Source organism: Siminovitchia terrae (assembly GCF_003605405.2).
Lineage (GTDB): Bacteria > Bacillota > Bacilli > Bacillales > Bacillaceae_C > Siminovitchia > Siminovitchia terrae.
The window spans coordinates 434,495-451,021 of the sequence record NZ_QYTW02000001.1 but is presented as its reverse complement, the minus strand read 5'-3'; the positions used below and the strand labels follow the sequence as shown (position 1 = coordinate 451,021).

The 16,527-nt window shown below is 42.9% G+C and carries 18 protein-coding genes and 2 riboswitches; of the genes, 15 read left to right on the top strand and 3 right to left on the bottom strand.

Features of this window, described 5'->3' with window-relative positions:
* Positions 1–191: 191 nt before the first annotated feature.
* From D5F11_RS02120 to D5F11_RS02110, 3 genes are all read right to left on the bottom strand, one after another.
* Positions 192–1,400 carry a YhgE/Pip domain-containing protein gene (locus D5F11_RS02120; RefSeq protein WP_120115713.1) on the bottom strand — a complete coding sequence of 403 codons (1,209 nt, stop codon included), beginning with the start codon at positions 1,398–1,400 and terminating at the stop codon, positions 192–194.
* A gap of 58 nt (positions 1,401–1,458) precedes the next feature.
* The gene (locus D5F11_RS02115) at positions 1,459–2,040 is read right to left on the bottom strand and encodes a TetR/AcrR family transcriptional regulator (protein WP_120115714.1); all 582 of its coding nucleotides are present in this window, start codon (positions 2,038–2,040) and stop codon (positions 1,459–1,461) included.
* Between the two features lie 571 nt (positions 2,041–2,611).
* Positions 2,612–3,592, bottom strand: a complete 981-nt coding sequence (locus D5F11_RS02110; RefSeq protein WP_120115715.1) for an NAD(P)H-dependent flavin oxidoreductase — start codon at positions 3,590–3,592, stop codon at positions 2,612–2,614.
* A 133-nt stretch (positions 3,593–3,725) separates the two neighbouring features.
* Here D5F11_RS02110 and ltaE point away from each other — a divergent pair, with 133 nt between their 5' ends.
* From ltaE to D5F11_RS02045, 15 genes are all read left to right on the top strand, one after another.
* Positions 3,726–4,772, top strand: coding sequence for a low-specificity L-threonine aldolase (gene ltaE, locus D5F11_RS02105; protein ID WP_120115809.1), 1,047 nt, complete (start codon positions 3,726–3,728; stop codon positions 4,770–4,772).
* Between the two features lie 111 nt (positions 4,773–4,883).
* Positions 4,884–5,195 carry a hypothetical protein gene (locus D5F11_RS02100; RefSeq protein WP_120115716.1) on the top strand — a complete coding sequence of 104 codons (312 nt, stop codon included), beginning with the start codon at positions 4,884–4,886 and terminating at the stop codon, positions 5,193–5,195.
* Positions 5,182–5,820: an O-methyltransferase gene (locus D5F11_RS02095; RefSeq protein ID WP_120115717.1), complete on the top strand. Its 639-nt coding sequence runs from the start codon at positions 5,182–5,184 to the stop codon at positions 5,818–5,820. Before D5F11_RS02100 ends, D5F11_RS02095 begins: the two co-directional genes overlap by 14 nt.
* An 84-nt stretch (positions 5,821–5,904) precedes the next feature.
* Positions 5,905–7,125, top strand: coding sequence for an MFS transporter (locus tag D5F11_RS02090; protein ID WP_425470719.1), 1,221 nt, complete (start codon positions 5,905–5,907; stop codon positions 7,123–7,125).
* The gene (locus D5F11_RS02085) at positions 7,118–7,633 is read left to right on the top strand and encodes a hypothetical protein (RefSeq protein ID WP_120115719.1); all 516 of its coding nucleotides are present in this window, start codon (positions 7,118–7,120) and stop codon (positions 7,631–7,633) included. The genes D5F11_RS02090 and D5F11_RS02085 overlap by 8 nt, the downstream gene beginning before the upstream one ends.
* A gap of 249 nt (positions 7,634–7,882) precedes the next feature.
* Positions 7,883–8,029, top strand: a complete 147-nt coding sequence (locus tag D5F11_RS25815) for a hypothetical protein (protein WP_185830445.1) — start codon at positions 7,883–7,885, stop codon at positions 8,027–8,029.
* Between the two features lie 162 nt (positions 8,030–8,191).
* Positions 8,192–8,300: riboswitch (SAM riboswitch) on the top strand.
* 67 nt (positions 8,301–8,367) lie between these two features.
* A riboswitch (SAM riboswitch) is annotated at positions 8,368–8,483 on the top strand.
* 78 nt (positions 8,484–8,561) lie between these two features.
* The gene (locus D5F11_RS02080) at positions 8,562–10,367 is read left to right on the top strand and encodes a PLP-dependent aspartate aminotransferase family protein (RefSeq protein WP_120115720.1); all 1,806 of its coding nucleotides are present in this window, start codon (positions 8,562–8,564) and stop codon (positions 10,365–10,367) included.
* 25 nt (positions 10,368–10,392) lie between these two features.
* Positions 10,393–11,382, top strand: coding sequence for an aliphatic sulfonate ABC transporter substrate-binding protein (locus D5F11_RS02075; protein WP_120115721.1), 990 nt, complete (start codon positions 10,393–10,395; stop codon positions 11,380–11,382).
* Between the two features lie 22 nt (positions 11,383–11,404).
* A complete protein-coding gene (locus D5F11_RS02070) occupies positions 11,405–12,250 on the top strand; it encodes an ABC transporter permease (RefSeq protein ID WP_120115722.1) in 846 nt (281 codons plus the stop codon).
* A 16-nt stretch (positions 12,251–12,266) separates the two neighbouring features.
* Entirely contained in the window at positions 12,267–13,016 is a 750-nt protein-coding gene (locus D5F11_RS02065; RefSeq protein WP_120115723.1) for an ABC transporter ATP-binding protein, read from the top strand.
* Between the two features lie 13 nt (positions 13,017–13,029).
* Complete coding sequence (gene acsA, locus D5F11_RS02060) at positions 13,030–14,709, top strand: acetate--CoA ligase (RefSeq protein WP_120115724.1); 1,680 nt, start codon at positions 13,030–13,032, stop codon at positions 14,707–14,709.
* Between the two features lie 17 nt (positions 14,710–14,726).
* Positions 14,727–15,263, top strand: coding sequence for a cysteine hydrolase (locus tag D5F11_RS02055; RefSeq protein ID WP_221768439.1), 537 nt, complete (start codon positions 14,727–14,729; stop codon positions 15,261–15,263).
* Entirely contained in the window at positions 15,253–15,411 is a 159-nt protein-coding gene (locus D5F11_RS27145; protein ID WP_213020825.1) for a cysteine hydrolase family protein, read from the top strand. The genes D5F11_RS02055 and D5F11_RS27145 overlap by 11 nt, the downstream gene beginning before the upstream one ends.
* A 17-nt stretch (positions 15,412–15,428) precedes the next feature.
* The gene (locus D5F11_RS02050; protein ID WP_120115725.1) at positions 15,429–15,911 is read left to right on the top strand and encodes a GAF domain-containing protein; all 483 of its coding nucleotides are present in this window, start codon (positions 15,429–15,431) and stop codon (positions 15,909–15,911) included.
* 315 nt (positions 15,912–16,226) lie between these two features.
* Positions 16,227–16,496: a hypothetical protein gene (locus D5F11_RS02045; RefSeq protein WP_120115726.1), complete on the top strand. Its 270-nt coding sequence runs from the start codon at positions 16,227–16,229 to the stop codon at positions 16,494–16,496.
* The last annotated feature ends 31 nt before the right edge of the window (positions 16,497–16,527 follow it).

Here is a 16,527-nt window from a genome sequence, read left to right as displayed (position 1 = left end):
GCTGAAGGGTAACTTTATGTTTCCATTAACATCACATTGTTAAATGGGTGTGAAATATTGATGATGGAATTAGTATTGGTCAGCTTGCGCTTTATGCTTTTTTGCGGGATATAAAACTCTTAAATCAGTTAATCGACATAAATGAAGGATTTCCAGAAAAGTGACTGGAAATCCTTTTAGTTTGAAATCTATCAAATTCCCATCGAAGCTGTATTCTGTGGGGACTTTACTTTCATTTTATCCCTTCTTACAGAAACAGCTACGATCCCTAAGATGAAAGTGACACCTGTTACCAGCCAAAGGTACGCGATATCATGGGTAAGCATACCGCTATTTCCACCAAAAACGATGGAGTAATACCCATCCGCGCCATATGTTGCCGGCAGGAAAGACGCCAATTTATGATACCCGTTTCCCAATAGTTCCCTTGAAACCAAAACGCCGGAAGTAACGAGTTGAAGGGATAGCGCCAAAATGTTAAATACCATACCGTAATTCCCGAAAAGGAGCACAAAAACTTGTGCGAACATCAGGAATGCCAAAAATAAACTTCCTTGGAACAGGTAGATCATCCACATCGGCTCATGACTTGTGATATCAAACAGTTTCATTAGACCGATGGTCAAAAATGGCAATAGGAATGCCATGCCTGCATTAATCAATTGTCTACCGAGGAATAAACTCCATTTTGAATAGGCCGATTGAATCGTTTCGGCGGCTTCATTCACTTGCATAATCATGACCATAGCACCGACAAACGAAGAAATAATCACCATCAGAGGAACAAGGTTTGCTGAAAATTCACTGACAGCGTTCGTTTTCTTGATAATCCCTTCCACCGGTTCGGGGTGGAGGGACTTTAACGCAGTTTGCACTTCCTCTCCAAGCGCTTGCGCAATCGGCTGTTCCAAGGGTAGTTGTTGCAGCTTCTGCTCAAATATCGTTGCTCCTGCTGTTGTCTGAAAGGAGAATACCTTTTCATTCACCTCGTTGTTCACTTGATTAGCAACTTGCTCCATCATTGTTTTACTAAAAGTGGCGTTTGCTTGATTAATCCAGTAATTGATGGAAGGGCGGTCTCCTGATTGTAAGGTTGTTGTAAAATCAGATGGTATCTGGATGACCATTTCAATTTCTCGGTTGTTCATTTTATCTGAAGCTTTTTCAAAAGAATCATATTGCGTTACCTGGAAGGGGAGTTGCTGTTCAAGCTCCTCCGCAATATTCATTTTCCCGCTTTGATCCTCATTTACAATTCCGATGGACATGTTGTCCATTCGATCTTGAACGCCCTTATATGCAGTCAGCCAGACAGAAAAAAAGATCAACTGAAACATGACGGCTGCAATAATTCCAATATACGTTCCCCTTAACGTAAGAAGCGCTTTGAGTCCTTTCATAAGAAGTTCCTCCTTTTTTGAATGTAAGTACTTGCTTGCAATCAATGTGAATTTTTTTCTAGGGGGTCAGACCCCTAGAAAAAATGGATACGCTAATTTTTAGCTGCTGCTGGATATCGAGTTCAGTAACTTTTGATCCTATTCGGATGTAAGAGATGAAATGCCCTAAATTAAGGGCAATGAATGACAGGGAGGCTGCTTCTTCATTTATATCTAGTAATCTCCCTCTTTTTTTCATTTCCTGGAAATACCCTGCCAGTTGCTCTTTTAAAAAGCGGGGCACATTTGCAATCTCCTCATCAATCTCAGGAAATGTCCCGGCTTCCTTGAAAGCGATCAGAACCAAGTCTTTGACAGGAAGCATGGTTTGAAAGTACTTCTTGGAAAAATGGAGCAAATCAGTCTCTAGATCATAAGTGATATCAAATTGAATCGTTTTCTGGAAAACGGGACCATATGAAAATCTATCAATGATTGCTTTTAATATCCCTCTTTTATTTCCGAAATGGCGGAAAACAGTTACCTCATTAACCCCAGCCAGCTCAGCGATAGAACGAGTCGTCGCTGCGGCATACCCTTTTTCGCTGACCAACTGTATAGCCGCATCCAGAATGCGCTCTGATGTCGAGAGTGACGACAACAGTTTCAACTCCTTTTCGATGCAAGTGATTACTTGCATAATAGCATGTGAAAAAAGGAAATGCAACTGAACATGTGAGGGGAGCGAATCTTGATTAAATAAATTCGCAGAAATCTCGCTAATGACTATAGAGGTGAAGCTTAAAAGGACGGTTTTCAATTGAACAATTTGCAGAGCTGAAAAAATAGATTGAAAGGTACCTGTTTTATCGGGGAAGCGGGTAAGACGGTAACCAATCAAGTGTAAAGTGCCTGTTATGAGAATGAATCGCAAAAAGTGGAATCAATAGCATCGAAAGATGCCCCTAATACTGGAGAATCACGAAAACCGGTAACTAATCGAGTGAATAAGTGCCCGCAATAAGGATGAACATTAAAAAACGGTAACCAATAATACTAAAAGAAACCGTTATATTGTAGATTCACTAATGAACACTTTGCTATTTAACAGAAAATGTTGAGCTACGTAAAGGAGGTCCCGGTTCTTTTTCCCCATTATAAATAAATAAAAAGCCACCTGGGGGGGACTTGCCTTTTCCAAGTGGCTCATGTTCAAAAACATGAATGAACAATCATTCACTAACTTCGTTCGTTTCCCAGCTAAGAACTTTACCATGGTATAATTCATTCTTCGACTGTTCGTATGAGTCCTTCAGTTCCCTCACAATTTCCATTACTGGCTTCACGTTATGGATCGTGCTGACGCCTTGTCCTGCGGACCATATATCTTTCCAGGCCTTTGAACCAGTTGAGTTCATTTTTGAGAAGTCTGCTTTTTCCTTGCTTTCCAGTTGGTCAGGATCCAGTCCAGTTTTTCTAATGCTCGGCTTCAAATAGTTAGCCTTTACTCCACTGAAGGCATCTGTATAGATCAGGTCATCTAACGTGGAGTCGATGATCATCTCTTTATAGTCTGCAGAAGCAAAGCTTTCCTCTGCTGTAATAAATCTGGTGCCCATGTACGCAAAGTCAGCTCCCATGGCCTGTGCTGCCAGGATATCTCTGCCGTTGGAAATCGCCCCTGACAAAATGGTGATTCCATTCCAAAATTCCTTCACCGCTCCCATAAAGGCGAAAGGGTTAATAGTTCCTGCATGGCCACCCGCTCCACTGCAAACAAGAACAAGTCCGTCCACACCTTTTTCTGCTGCTTTTTTTGCATGAAAAATGGAAATAACGTCAGAAAAGACTAGGCCTCCGTATTCATGCACAATCTGCACGACTGGACTGGGATCTCCCAGTGAAGTAATGACAATCGGTGGCTGGTGCTTCGCGATGAGTGCCAAGTCTTCCTTATACCGATTGTTTGTAGAATGTACGATGAAATTCACCGCCCATGGAGCGAATTTCCCCCCTTGTAATTCCCACTTGATCTTCTCCATCCATTGATCAAGAGTGTTCGCTGTACGGGCATTCAATAATGGAAAAGAGCCGATGATTCCTGATTTGCAGCCATTAATCACCAATTGCGGGCTGGATACTAAAAACATCGGGGCCATGATAACGGGCAACGTAGTATTTTCTTTCAGGGTATCCAATGCATTTTTTGCCAATATACTTCTCTCCTTTCAAGGCTATATAGTCATTTCGCCGACAGTTATGTAAAAACCTTCAAAAAACGGCATGTGATCATCTTTAGTTTTTGTTACTATTTAATTAGGAGCTTATATGAAGGGAGTCATGCAAATGCCAATAGATTTGAGAAGTGATACAGTGACAACGCCGACGGAGAAAATGAGAGATGCCATCCGTGATGCAGCCGTTGGAGATGATGTATACGGGGAAGACCCAACAATCAATCGTTTGGAGGCGCTTGCCGCTGAGAGAGTGGGGAAAGAGGCAGCGTTGTTTGTAACGAGCGGAACCCAAGGCAATCAAGTGGCAGTGCTAGCCCATACACAACGCGGGGATGAAGTGATTTTGGAGGAAAACTCTCATATTGTCGAGTATGAGGTGGCAGGTCTCTCCACAATCGCTGGCGTTCAGCCCAGAACAATCAAAGGGGTAAATGGACAGATGCCGCTTTCTGATATTGTTTCGGCTATTCGGGAGGATGATATTCACTGTCCAAAAACTGCTTTAGTCTGTCTGGAAAATACTCATGGAGATTCGGGTGGACGCATTCTTCCATTATGCTATATGGAGGAAGTTTACAAGATTTCAAGACAGCATCAAATTCCAATCCATTTGGACGGAGCCCGTTTATTTAACGCAGCAGTTGGTCTAGGTGTCGATCCCAAGGAAATAACAAAATATGTAAATACCGTTCAATTCTGTTTATCCAAAGGCTTAAGTGCCCCCATGGGCTCCATTTTGGCGGGCCCAAAAAGCTTTATTGAAAGAGCAAGAAAGTGGAGAAAGATGTTGGGTGGCGGCATGCGCCAGTCGGGAATTGCTGGAGCGGCCGGCATTGTTGCATTGGAAGAAATGGTTGCCCGCTTGGAGGAAGACCATGTCCATGCAAAAAAACTTGCCGAAGGATTGGCCGATATAGAAGGAATTGATATTGACGCAGAAGGTGTAGAAACGAATATGATTATGTTTTCCATTGAAGGGCTTGAAATGGATTCAGATCATTTTATTGAAAAACTGAAAGAACGCGGGGTTTTGGCAAATTCTGTTGGTCGATATAGAATCAGATTTGTTACGCACAGGGAAATAGCTAATGAGGATATAGACAAGGTTGTTGAAATCGTAAAAAGAATTATTGCTGAGGCAAAGGTTAGCTTGTAAAGCATCGTTAAAGCACATCACCAATTGTGATGTGTTTTTTATTTGACGATTCATATACATTTGTATACACTTTAACCGATGTATACAAACGTATACGAAGGAGGTTTTAATATGGAAAATGAAAAAGGTTTAAGAGAAGGGTATCATCGGGGGCATCGCGGAAAAGGCTCCCGCGGAGCTAAAACCTTCCGGCGGGGAAGAGCAGTCGCCTTTTTACAAATGATGCAGTTGAAGCGTTCTACCATTAAGCAGCAGTTGGATGAGCCGGAATTTGAATCTATTCGCCAAGTTTTGGTCGGTGAACTAAAGGCGATTGATATGCTCATCAACGAATTTGTTCAGCTGTTTGAAATCCAGGAAAATGAAATGAAGGACAGCACTACGAATAAAGAGAAGGGAATGGAATCCAATGAAGCAAATTAATCAATACATCGATACGGTTTTTTATGATCCAGATCCAATTCTGGAAGAGGTCATTTCGTCCATAAAGGAAAACGGAATGCCCTCGATATCGGTATCTCCCTCTTCCGGTAAGCTTCTGACAATGCTTGTATCGATAGCTGGGGCGAAAAATATCCTTGAAATCGGAGCTCTCGGAGGCTACAGCGGGATTTGCCTGGCCAGAGGATTCGGCGAGGAAGGAACGCTGACTTCATTGGAATTGAAAGATGAATACGCTGAGTTGGCCGGCAGCAATCTGACAAAAGCCGGTTTTGGCAATCAGGTTTCCTATATGGCGGGCCCTGCTTTGGAAAATCTTGAAACATTGGTTTCAGATCAGAAGCGGTTTGATTTTTTCTTTATCGACGCTGACAAAGCAAATTATGATAATTACCTAGAATATTGCATCAAGCTGGCCGATCCGGGGGCTTTGATAGTTGCCGATAATATGCTTGCAGGAGGAAGTGTAGCAGATCCTGATGCAACACCAAAACGCTATACTGAATTTATGAAGAAGTTTAATAAAATGGTGGCCAATCATCCCCAATTAGAATCGCTGCTCCTTCCAATCGGGGATGGAATGACCGTTTCTCGGGTCAAAGAATAAATGTTTTACAAAGGGAAATAATTCATCCATTATAGAAATAAACCTAAATGTTGAAATGAAACCAACAGGAACCGGATGATGATCATGAACAGAGATAATCAAAAGAAAGAATACATCCAGCGGGGTACGCCAGCTTTTAAAAAAGCGAATCTTGCCTTATTTGCCGCAGCGTTCATCACATTTGCTAATCTATATATAACGCAGCCAATCATGCCTATTTTTACAAAGGAGTATCATGTCACTCCGACAATGGCAAGCTTGTCCTTGTCTTTGACCACGCTTTCTCTCGCATTTGGTCTGCTTGTTTTTGGCTCTCTTTCTGAAGCCTGGGGACGTAAAAACATCATGTCTGTCTGCCTTATCATTACATCTGTTTTAACTGTGGTGATTGCTTTCATGCCAACCTTCGAGCTTCATCTGATACTCAGGGTGATCCAAGGATTTGCTTTTGCTGGTATCCCTTCGATCGCAATGGCCTATTTGGGTGAGGAAATAGAGGGGAATAGTGTCGGTGCAGCGATGGGCCTGTATATAAGCGGGAATACGGTTGGAGGACTTTCTGGCAGGGTCATTATGGGGACCATTACAGATTTATTTTCATGGCAAACAGGAATGATCTTTTTGGGAGTCGTTAGTTTGCTTGCCGCTATTTATTTTATATGGGCACTTCCGTCTTCTAAGCATTTTCATCCGCAGGACTTACATTTGAAAAAACTTGTTGGGACACTCATTTCCCATATGAGAAATCCAGTCTTGGTATTGTTATTTTTAATCGCTTTTTTCTTAATGGGCGCTTTTGTCACTATTTATAACTATCTTGGCTTTAAGCTTGCCGAGCCTCCTTATCTTTTGAGCATGACAATCATTGGGTGGATGTTTATCGTTTATTTGGTTGGAACTTTCAGTTCTACCTGGTTCGGGATGTTGGGAGACAAATTTGGTCGGCCGTTGTTAATCACCTTGGGTGTGCTGCTCATGTTATTGGGGGTTTTATTGACGCTTCCAGTGCCTTTATTTTATAAAATCATCGGCATTATCGTGTTGACGTTCGGTTTTTTCGGCGCCCATTCCGTTGCAAGCGGATTGGTCAGCCGCCATGCTACGCATGATATAGCCCAGGCATCTTCACTCTATTTATTTGCCTATTATATGGGCTCTAGTGTTGGAGGATCTGTGGGCGGTATATTTTGGTCCCGCTATGGTTGGAGCGGGGTAGTGGGTTTTACCATTGGCCTGCTGGCTGTTTCAATTTTCTTGGCGCTTAAAGTGAAGAAACTATCTGGAAGGAATACTTTATATGTATGATCCAACACATTTTGAAAATTTAAAAGTCGCATTTGAAAACCGCATATATGACCTGGATAATATCGATGGCTTGATTGCGATCGTTGACAGGGCAGATCGTACGAATCACGCCGTTCTCTCGAGGGAATTATCGATGAAATTCACATTAATTGGACTGCCAGAAGTGATGGCGGAAGTTGTGTTGGCCGCTTCCTTGGAAGATTTGGCTGGAGAAATTCTTGAAATTCCGGATGCAATCCCAGGCTGTTCCCTTGAACTGCAATTTTTCAAGCGTGTTCACGATGTCTCTGTACAATGCGAACAAATTAGAGAGGCACTGTACGCCGTCTGGGAAAACGATATTGAGCTGACGCAAACACTGAGCTTCAAATATGGGGAAGAAGCTTCTAGTTATTTAAATCGGATAAAGGTGAAATTCAATACGAAAATTAGCGAGGATAACATGAGAGAGGTTGTTCCTTTCTTGGACCATGTTTTAAAAAGTCTGGAGCTATTGAATGAAATTTAACTTCATTCAGCAGAAGTCTCCCTCTTCTGTAAGTGTGAGATGAGTGCCTATTGGTATTCCATTCAGTGGGGTTCAAACCCCGGCTGAATAAAGTTAAAGCCTCCGGCGGATGCCACAGATTTTTAAAGGAAATTTATCGAGCGGAGCTCGATAAAATCTGGGCGTAAATACGCCAAGGCGCATTTGATAGGGAATTTTTAAAGTTCAACGCGGAATGCTAAGCATATGAAAATACGAGGAGGCAAAGCGTTGAAAAATAATCACGACCAGACCAGCGAGGGGTTAAACCAAATATTGGAAATCGTAAATGCGAAAGGCGATAAAGGAGAATTAAATGAAATTGTGAAGAGAGGCGCTGACGACCCGAAAAAAAACGATTCTCCTGCACAAAATTGACTTTCGCAGATGTTGGTTGGAGCCCATTGTATGGCAATAAAAATACAGGAGCAACTCTTTAAACAAACTTAACGAATCGGAAAACATTTGAAAAAACAATTGACAACGAAAAAGTACCGTGCTAGACTTCTACTTAGCAATAATGCAAACTAATTAAATACTTTCTTATCAAGAGTGGTGGAAGGATCTGGCCTGATGACACCCGGCAACCTGAAGTTGATACTTAAAAGGTGCTAAATCCAGCTGAGCATGTTGCTCGGAAAGATAAGAGGAAGATAAAGACACACCCTCTCATCTTTCATGAGAGGTTTTTTATTTGAAACAATTAAATAAGGTGATTCTTATCAAGAGAGGCGGAGGGACTGGCCCGATGATGCCCGGCAACCATTAAGTTGAAATGATCAACTTAATAAGGTGCCAATTCCAGCAGGAGGCAACTCCTGGAAGATAAGAAGAGAAAAACGAAACGATTATAAACGGCTCTCTTCTTATGAAGAGGGCTTTTTTATTGACTAAACCGGGGGGATTTAAAATGACAACAGAAATTAAAAACACAACGTATGATCTTGAAACATTGGCATTACATGGAGGTCAGGCACCGGATCCTACTACCGGATCAAGAGCAGTTCCGATTTATCAAACGACTTCATTTGTTTTTCATGATACGGAGCATGCTGAAAGATTATTCGCTTTGGATGAGCCGGGAAACATCTATTCACGTATCGGGAACCCGACGGTGGATGTATTTGAAAAAAGAATGGCATTGCTTGAAGATGGGGTAGCGGCGGTGGCCACTTCATCCGGAATGTCAGCTATTACGTTATCGATCCTAAGCTTGGCAAGCGCCGGTGATGAGATTGTAGCGGGAACAAACCTTTATGGAGGTACATATAACCTTTTCGCTGTGACACTTCCGCGCTATGGAATCAATGTTAAGTTTGTCGACCCAACCGACCCGGAAAACTTTAAAACAGCCATTACCAATAAAACGAAAGCTGTTTACGGTGAAATTATTGGAAACCCAGGCCTTCAGGTGCTGGATGTTGAAGCAGTATCTGAGATTGCCCATGAGTCAGGGGTACCTTTAATCATCGACAATACATTTGCCACTCCGCATGTGTGTAAACCACTTCAGCTTGGGGCTGATATCGTTGTACATTCCGCAACAAAGTGGATCGGGGGACACGGTACATCCATCGGAGGTGTCATTGTTGATGGAGGCCGCTTTAACTGGAATACAGAAAAATTCCCTGAATTCACCGAGCCCGATGCAAGTTACAATGGAATTCGTTATGCTATTGATTTTGGAACATTGGCATTTATCACGAAAGTCAGAGTTCAATTACTTCGCGATTTCGGTGCAGCACTAAGTCCGCAAAATGCTTTCCAGCTTATACAGGGATTGGAAACCTTGCATATACGTGTAGAACGCCATAATGAAAATGCCGCCAGGCTTGCGGAAAACCTTGAAAACCACCCGGCAGTGGAATGGGTATCCTACCCGGGACTCGAGAGCCACCCTTCACACGGTCTAGCAAAAGAAATATTCAATAATGGCTTTGGCTCCATTATTGTTTTTGGCATCAAGGGTGGAAAAGAAGCTGGGAAAGATCTGATCAACAACGTTTCGTTATGGTCACATGTAGCAAATGTCGGCGATGCGAAATCTCTCATCATTCATCCGGCTTCCACAACACACCAGCAATTGACCAAGGAACAACTGGAAGAAACAGGTGTAACCGAGTCACTCGTCCGTTTGTCGGTCGGAATTGAATCTCTGCGGGATATTCAGAATGATCTTGATCAAGCCTTAATCAAAGCAACTGGTATTGGTGAAGGAGAAGGGAAGTCTGTCCTGATCAATGATGAAGGTGTAATTCGCTGGGCGCTGAACTCTGCAACCGAGCGTGTATTGGAAAATGGACAGGAGATTACCCGCCAAAAGACTTTGGCTATTGTTGGATTAAGTGGAAAAGAAGCAAGGCCAAGCTATCGATTGGCCCGTAAGATGCAAAGGCTTGGCTATAAAGTGATCCCAGTCAATCCGAGGGAAACGGAAATCTTGGGTGAAAAAGCTTATCCGGATTTAAAAAGCGTTCCATATCCGATCGACGTAGTTCAAGTATTCAGAACTCCAGAAGCAGCGATTGGCGTCGCGAAAGAAACAGTGGAAGTGAACCCAAAACCGAAAATTTTTTGGCTGCAGGAAGGTGTCATATCTCCTGAGGCTGCAGAAATAGCAAGTAAAGCAGGGATTCCAGTCGTTTATAACAGATGTACGTATAAAGAAGCACAAAGATTACGTGGAACCATTTCCACATATGCGTGTGAGCTTTAAAGCATAGGAGAGGGAGAAAACGACAATGAGAAAATTAACATCAATTTTGGCCATCAGCCTTTTGGGGATTCTTTTACTAATATCGGGTTGTTCTTCGAATGCCAAATCGGAAGAAAAACCTGAAAAAATCAGATTGGATTATGCTTATTATTCGCCAACAAGTTTGGTTTTGAAAAAATTTGGCTACTTGGAAGATGAGTTTAAAGATGATGGTATTGCAATCGAGTGGACATTAAGTCAGGGAAGTAATAAAGCCCTCGAATTTTTAAACAGCAACAGTGTCGATTTCGGATCAGCTGCAGGAGCGGCTACATTGATATCCAAGGCAAATGGAGCGCCGATCAAAAACGTGTATATTGCCAACAAGCCGGAATGGACAGCGCTTGTAACAAGCAAGGATTCCAACATTAAATCAGTAAAAGATTTAAAAGGAAAAAAAGTTGCAGCAACTCTTGGAACTGACCCTTATATTTTTCTCCTTCGTGCTTTAGATAAAGAAGGTGTAGCAGTGGATGATGTGGAGATTGTGAACCTGCAGCATGGAGACGGAGCGACTTCACTGACAAATGGATCAGTAGATGCGTGGGCTGGACTTGACCCTCATATGGCTCGCCTTGAAATCGAAACAGGTGCCGAATTATTTTACCGTAATCCCGACTTTAATACGTATGGATTTTTAAACGTACGGGAAGATTTTGCTGAAAAACATCCTGAATACGTACAGCGTGTTATCAAAGCCTACGAGAAAGCAAGGCAATGGGTGCTTGATAACCCGGAAGAAGCAGTAAAACTGTTGGCGGAAGAGGCGAGCATCCCGGAAGATGTAGCACGTATTCAGCTCGAACGCAATGATTTTACAGAGCCTGTGCCAGGTGATGTTCAACGTAAAGCGTTAATTGAGGCAGGTAAAATTTTAGTAGAAAGTGATGTGATCGATTCAGGAGCCGATCTTGAAGAGTTGACTTCAAAATTAATTGATCCGTCATTTGCAGAAAAAGAAATTGAAGGCAAATAAACTCAGGTAGGAGCGAAGTGAAATGGCAAAGCATGAAGGGGAGTTAGCATCCGTACTCGTCGCTGAAAGGCCGGCAGATAAGAAAAAAGTCCGTATAAAGAAGAGGAATTTTCAGCCGGTCATACTTGGAAGTTTACTGCCAATCATTCTTGTGGTGACGTGGGAGGCTTTAAGCCGGCTGGGAGTATTTCCATCGTATCAACTCCCGGCTCCGTCCATGATACTGGCGACCATTCAAAAAATGGCGCAGGACGGTTCCTTATGGGGGCACGTCGGCATCACAACCTACCGCGTATTTTTGGGATTCATATTAGGAACGGCTGTTGCGGTAGTTTTAGGTTCATTTGTCGGTTTTTATAAAAAAGCGGAATATCTTTTTGATCCGATGATCCAAGCATTCCGTTCCATTCCATCATTGGCTTGGGTACCTTTATTCATTCTATGGATGGGCATCGGCGAACCCTCCAAAGTAACGATGATCGCAGTCGGAGTCTTTTTCCCGGTTTACTTAAATATTGTCAGCGGGATTGCAGGTGTTGACCGTAAATTAGTCGAGGTCGGAAAAATGTACGGATTAAGTACATTCCAGTTAGTGACGAGAGTGATTTTGCCTGCATCTTTGCCATCTTTCCTAGTAGGTCTGCGCAGCGGCTTGGGTTTAGGCTGGATGTTCGTTGTGGCTTCGGAATTGATGGGTGCCAGTCAGGGCTTGGGGTATTTGCTTGTCCTTGGCCAGAACACACTATCACCGGAGACGATCATTGCCAGTATCATCTTATTCGCTATCATTGGCAAATTGACTGACTGGATTCTCAAAGTTATTGAAAAACATACATTGCATTGGCAGGATCGGCTTGTGAAGTCGTAATTCGGAGGGGAAAAAGATGGGCTTGGAATTGAAAAATGTCAGTCGGACATTCGCTGGAAAAACAGCGGTCCGGAATATCACTCTATCTGCAAAGCCAGGTGAGATTATCGGAATACTGGGTACGAGCGGCTGTGGAAAGAGCACTTTATTACGGGCGATTTCCGGGCTGGATAATGAGTATGAAGGAGAAATAGCAATCAATGGCCAAACCTCAAAAGATGTTCATGATACAACAGGTTTCATTTTCCAGGAACCGCGCCTGTTTCCTTGGATTACTGTGTTGGAAAATGTCATTTTTGGATTGAAAGGTAAAAAGGAAGAAAAAATCAACCTTGGAAAACGATACTTGGAAAGTGTCGGGTTGAGAGATTGCGAAAATCTGTATCCAAGGCAATTGTCAGGTGGAATGGCACAGCGTGTTGCCATCGCCCGTGCTCTTGTCACATCACCGGAAATCCTGTTGTTGGATGAACCATTCAGTGCATTAGATGCTTTTACAAAAATGCAATTGCAGGATTTGCTGCTTGATATTTGGAAAGAGCACAAAACGACAATCGTATTGGTTACACATGACATTGACGAAGCAACGTATTTATGCGACCGGATCGTTATTCTTCGGGGACAACCGGGAGAAATCGCCAAGGAACTGACAGTCGATGAAAGCCGGCCTAGGTCGAGGGGAAGTAACGTTTTAGCGGAACTGAAGACAGAGATTTTGGAAAGCCTTGACTTGAATAAAGCGGGCAAGGAGCTAATCACATCGTAATGGGGGATAGATGATGGCTGTTCTAGAAAGGGAGATTATCGCGCCGGTTCCGGGGGCGTACAATTTGGAAAACTATGATGCGCTACGACATACATTCTCATGGGAAGATGCAGCAAAGGAATTAAGTTTTACGAAGACCGGAAAACTAAATGCTGCCTATGAAACGATTGACCGGCATGTTGATGAAGGGTATGGAAATAAGGTTGCCCTTCATTACGTTAATGGTGATGAAAGACGCTTACTTACATTTCAAGCGGTAAAGGAAAAAACAGATCATTATGCAAGAGTTTTAAAAAGTCATGGGGTTAAAAAGGGAGACCGAGTGTTTGTATTCCTTCCGAAAACTCCGGAATGTTACATCTCCATATTGGCGATTATCAAAATTGGGGCCATTGCAGGGCCTTTGTTTGAAGCTTTTATGGAAGATGCGGTCAAAGACCGGATTAATGACTGTAAAGGGACTGTACTGATCACAGACAATGAAATGGTCAAGCGAGTTCCACAAAAAGATATACCTTCTCTTCACACGATATTAGATGTCGGAGAGATTGAAAATACCACTTTTGATGATAAAAACGATTGTGACTTGGTCGAGTGGGTGGACCTGGATGATGGTATGCTCATTCACTACACGAGTGGATCGACTGGCAAGCCAAAAGGTGTTTTGCACGCACATCGTGTTGTGACCCATCATCATGCTTCAGGCAAGTGGGTACTTGATGTGAAAGATGAAGATGTTTATTGGTGCACGTCCCACCCGGGGTGGGTGACGGGCAGCGTATATGGGCTGTTTGCACCATGGCTGAATCGGGCGACAATCGTTATCCAAGGCGGTCGGTTCAAGGCAGAAAACTGGTACCAGCTTATTCATGAATTGCAGGTAACAATTTGGTACAGCGCGCCTACTGCGTTCCGGATGCTGCTTTCACAAGGAGAAGTGATAAAAAACTTTGACCTTTCCTCATTGCGCCACGTACTAAGTGTTGGAGAGCCCTTAAATCCTGAAGTGATTTACTGGGCTTGGAAGCAATTAGGTGTCCGTATTCATGATACGTGGTGGATGACCGAAACAGGGGGACATTTGATCGTTAATTTGCCAGCTGAGACGATTAAACCAGGCTCAATGGGACGTCCATTCCCTGGTATTACTGTCGGCATTCTGGATGAAGATGGGCAGGAACTGCCGAGGGGCTCTGTGGGACAGCTGGCTGTTCGTACACCTTGGCCTGGGTTGATGAAGGAAATTTGGGGAAGTAAAGATAGATTTAATGCTTATTTTAAATATGATGGATGGTATGTTTCAGGCGACTTGGCTTATCAGGACGAAGACGACTATGTGTTTTTTCAAAGCCGGGATGACGATATGATCAACTCAGCCGGTGAACGGATCGGACCTTTTGAAGTGGAAAGCAAGTTAATCGAGCACCCTGCTGTTGCTGAAGCAGGAGTGATCGGAAAGCCTGATCCTATTCGCGGTGAAGTAGTAAAAGCTTTTATTACCCTAAGACCTGGCTTTTCAGAATCAAAGGAGTTACTTGAAGAAATCCGTATCTTTGTCAGAAACAATCTAGCTGCTCATTCCGCGCCAAGAGAAATAGAAGTATTGGATGAACTGCCTAAAACAGTGATCAGCGGGAAAATTTTACGTAGGCAATTGAAAGAGCTGGAGATTAATAGAACGAAGTCTTCTTAATGCAGGAGGAGATTGGATTGGTTGTTACTGCTCAAACTGAACTTGGCGGGATTCAAGCAATTCCGGAGCTCGCACCTCAATGGAAAAAACTGAACTTGGCAGAAATATTAAAAAGGAAAGCAGCATTCGTTTCTATTAGCCAGAATAATGAGAGCGGTGGTGCTCTTGGACATGAAAATCACCGTGAGCGTGGCAGTTTGCCTGCAACAATCAAAACATTGAAAGCTGCAAGAAAAGCAAGCAATTTTGTCTCGTTCAATTGGATCGGCTACAATATTTATCGTGGAAGTGACCCGCAAAATATTTTTGATAAGGTTCAATACGAAACGTGGGTCGAGGGCTTGAATGTCAATGAAGAGAAGAGGCAATGGGACAATGAATTGGTGGATGAATTACAGGAGCTAGTTGAGCCGGATGATCTCCAATCTCATGAATGTGCACTGCAAACCTCTTTAATCGGGACACCGTTTCCACTGGAATTAGCGAGGAAAAGAGTGGAGGTCATTGTATTTAAAGAAGGGGTGCATAGAAGGAAATGTTCGTTTGGCACGTGACAACGGCTATTTGCCGATTGTCATCGAGGATGCAACAGGATGTGATAAGCCTGAACAAGAAGCGGCTGCCATGGAGCGAATCAACAATATTTTTGCACCAGGCATTTCTTCTGATGACTTTGTGGAATATCTGGAACAACGGATCTGAAAGGAGGCTGAATGACTATGTTTCAAGTTAAAGCATACTCCGGAAATAAACAGGAAGACTATCAATTGCTCCTCAAGCAATTAAAGGCACTTCTCGACGGAGAAACAGATGAAACGGCGTTGTTATCCAATGCGTCTGCACTATTGAAACAATTTTTGGATGAAGTGAATTGGGTCGGTTTTTATGTGTGGAAAAATGAAGAACTTGTCCTTGGGCCATTTCAGGGATTACCGGCATGTACAAGAATCGCTTACGGGAAAGGTGTGTGCGGTACTGCTGTCAAAGAACGGACAACACAGCGTATAGCTGATGTTCATCAATTTCCGGGACATATTGCCTGCGATGCAGCAAGCAATTCCGAAATCGTAGTCCCCATTTTCGCGAATGGAGATATATACGGAGTCCTTGATATAGACAGTCCAATCACTGACCGATTTGATGAATTCGACCAGAAATACCTTGAAGAATTCGTAACAATCATCGAGGAGCATTTAAAATAATATTTTAAACTAAAAAGAGCTAACTAGACCACTAGAGGCACTTTGGTTCATCTTCATGGATAGAACGAAGTGTCTTTTTTTATAAATTTTGCTGGTGTGGAATCCGGAGGATTGTGCGAACTTCGTGATAATCGTGCGAAGTCTGGGGTTATTGTGCGAACTCCGAGGTAATCGAGCGAAAATCAGGATAATGGTGCGAACACCAAGATAATCGAGCGAAAATCAAGATTATCGTGCGAACACCGAGATAATCACATAAAAACAACTAATTCTTTTTTCTTTCCAAATTGAGGTGATAGAGTGGGAGTTCCATTTTTGAACAAGGAAACATTCAGTTTACCTGATTTGCAATTTTACAGGTGGTGCGGTTTAAAGTATGGGATCAATCGTGGAATATACAATACTATCGAAGCACTTCTTTTTGAAAAGGGCTATATAGACGTGTATGAACGCCGTTTTGCTTTGATCAGGTTTCTTGAATATTCGTTAAAGGGGGGCCTGTACGACGAAAAAGCCAAGGCGATGAAGTTTGGTCGAGGAAATCTAACAGTAATGGTAAATGAGTTCGTGGATGGGAAAGCATAAAGGAAAATTAATATGCAATGCAAAGGAGACG

What these genes read in the sequence shown, in the direction of transcription:
- D5F11_RS02120 (WP_120115713.1), bottom strand. Translation starts at nt 1,400, where the DNA reads ATGAAAGGACTCAAAGCGCTTCTTACGTTAAGGGGAACGTATATTGGA.
- ltaE (WP_120115809.1), top strand. Translation starts at nt 3,726, where the DNA reads ATGCCAATAGATTTGAGAAGTGATACAGTGACAACGCCGACGGAGAAA.
- D5F11_RS02100 (WP_120115716.1), top strand. Translation starts at nt 4,884, where the DNA reads ATGGAAAATGAAAAAGGTTTAAGAGAAGGGTATCATCGGGGGCATCGC.
- D5F11_RS02095 (WP_120115717.1), top strand. Translation starts at nt 5,182, where the DNA reads ATGAAGCAAATTAATCAATACATCGATACGGTTTTTTATGATCCAGAT.
- D5F11_RS02090 (WP_425470719.1), top strand. Translation starts at nt 5,905, where the DNA reads ATGAACAGAGATAATCAAAAGAAAGAATACATCCAGCGGGGTACGCCA.
- D5F11_RS02085 (WP_120115719.1), top strand. Translation starts at nt 7,118, where the DNA reads ATGTATGATCCAACACATTTTGAAAATTTAAAAGTCGCATTTGAAAAC.
- D5F11_RS02080 (WP_120115720.1), top strand. Translation starts at nt 8,562, where the DNA reads ATGACAACAGAAATTAAAAACACAACGTATGATCTTGAAACATTGGCA.
- D5F11_RS02075 (WP_120115721.1), top strand. Translation starts at nt 10,393, where the DNA reads ATGAGAAAATTAACATCAATTTTGGCCATCAGCCTTTTGGGGATTCTT.
- D5F11_RS02070 (WP_120115722.1), top strand. Translation starts at nt 11,405, where the DNA reads ATGGCAAAGCATGAAGGGGAGTTAGCATCCGTACTCGTCGCTGAAAGG.
- D5F11_RS02065 (WP_120115723.1), top strand. Translation starts at nt 12,267, where the DNA reads ATGGGCTTGGAATTGAAAAATGTCAGTCGGACATTCGCTGGAAAAACA.
- acsA (WP_120115724.1), top strand. Translation starts at nt 13,030, where the DNA reads ATGGCTGTTCTAGAAAGGGAGATTATCGCGCCGGTTCCGGGGGCGTAC.
- D5F11_RS02050 (WP_120115725.1), top strand. Translation starts at nt 15,429, where the DNA reads ATGTTTCAAGTTAAAGCATACTCCGGAAATAAACAGGAAGACTATCAA.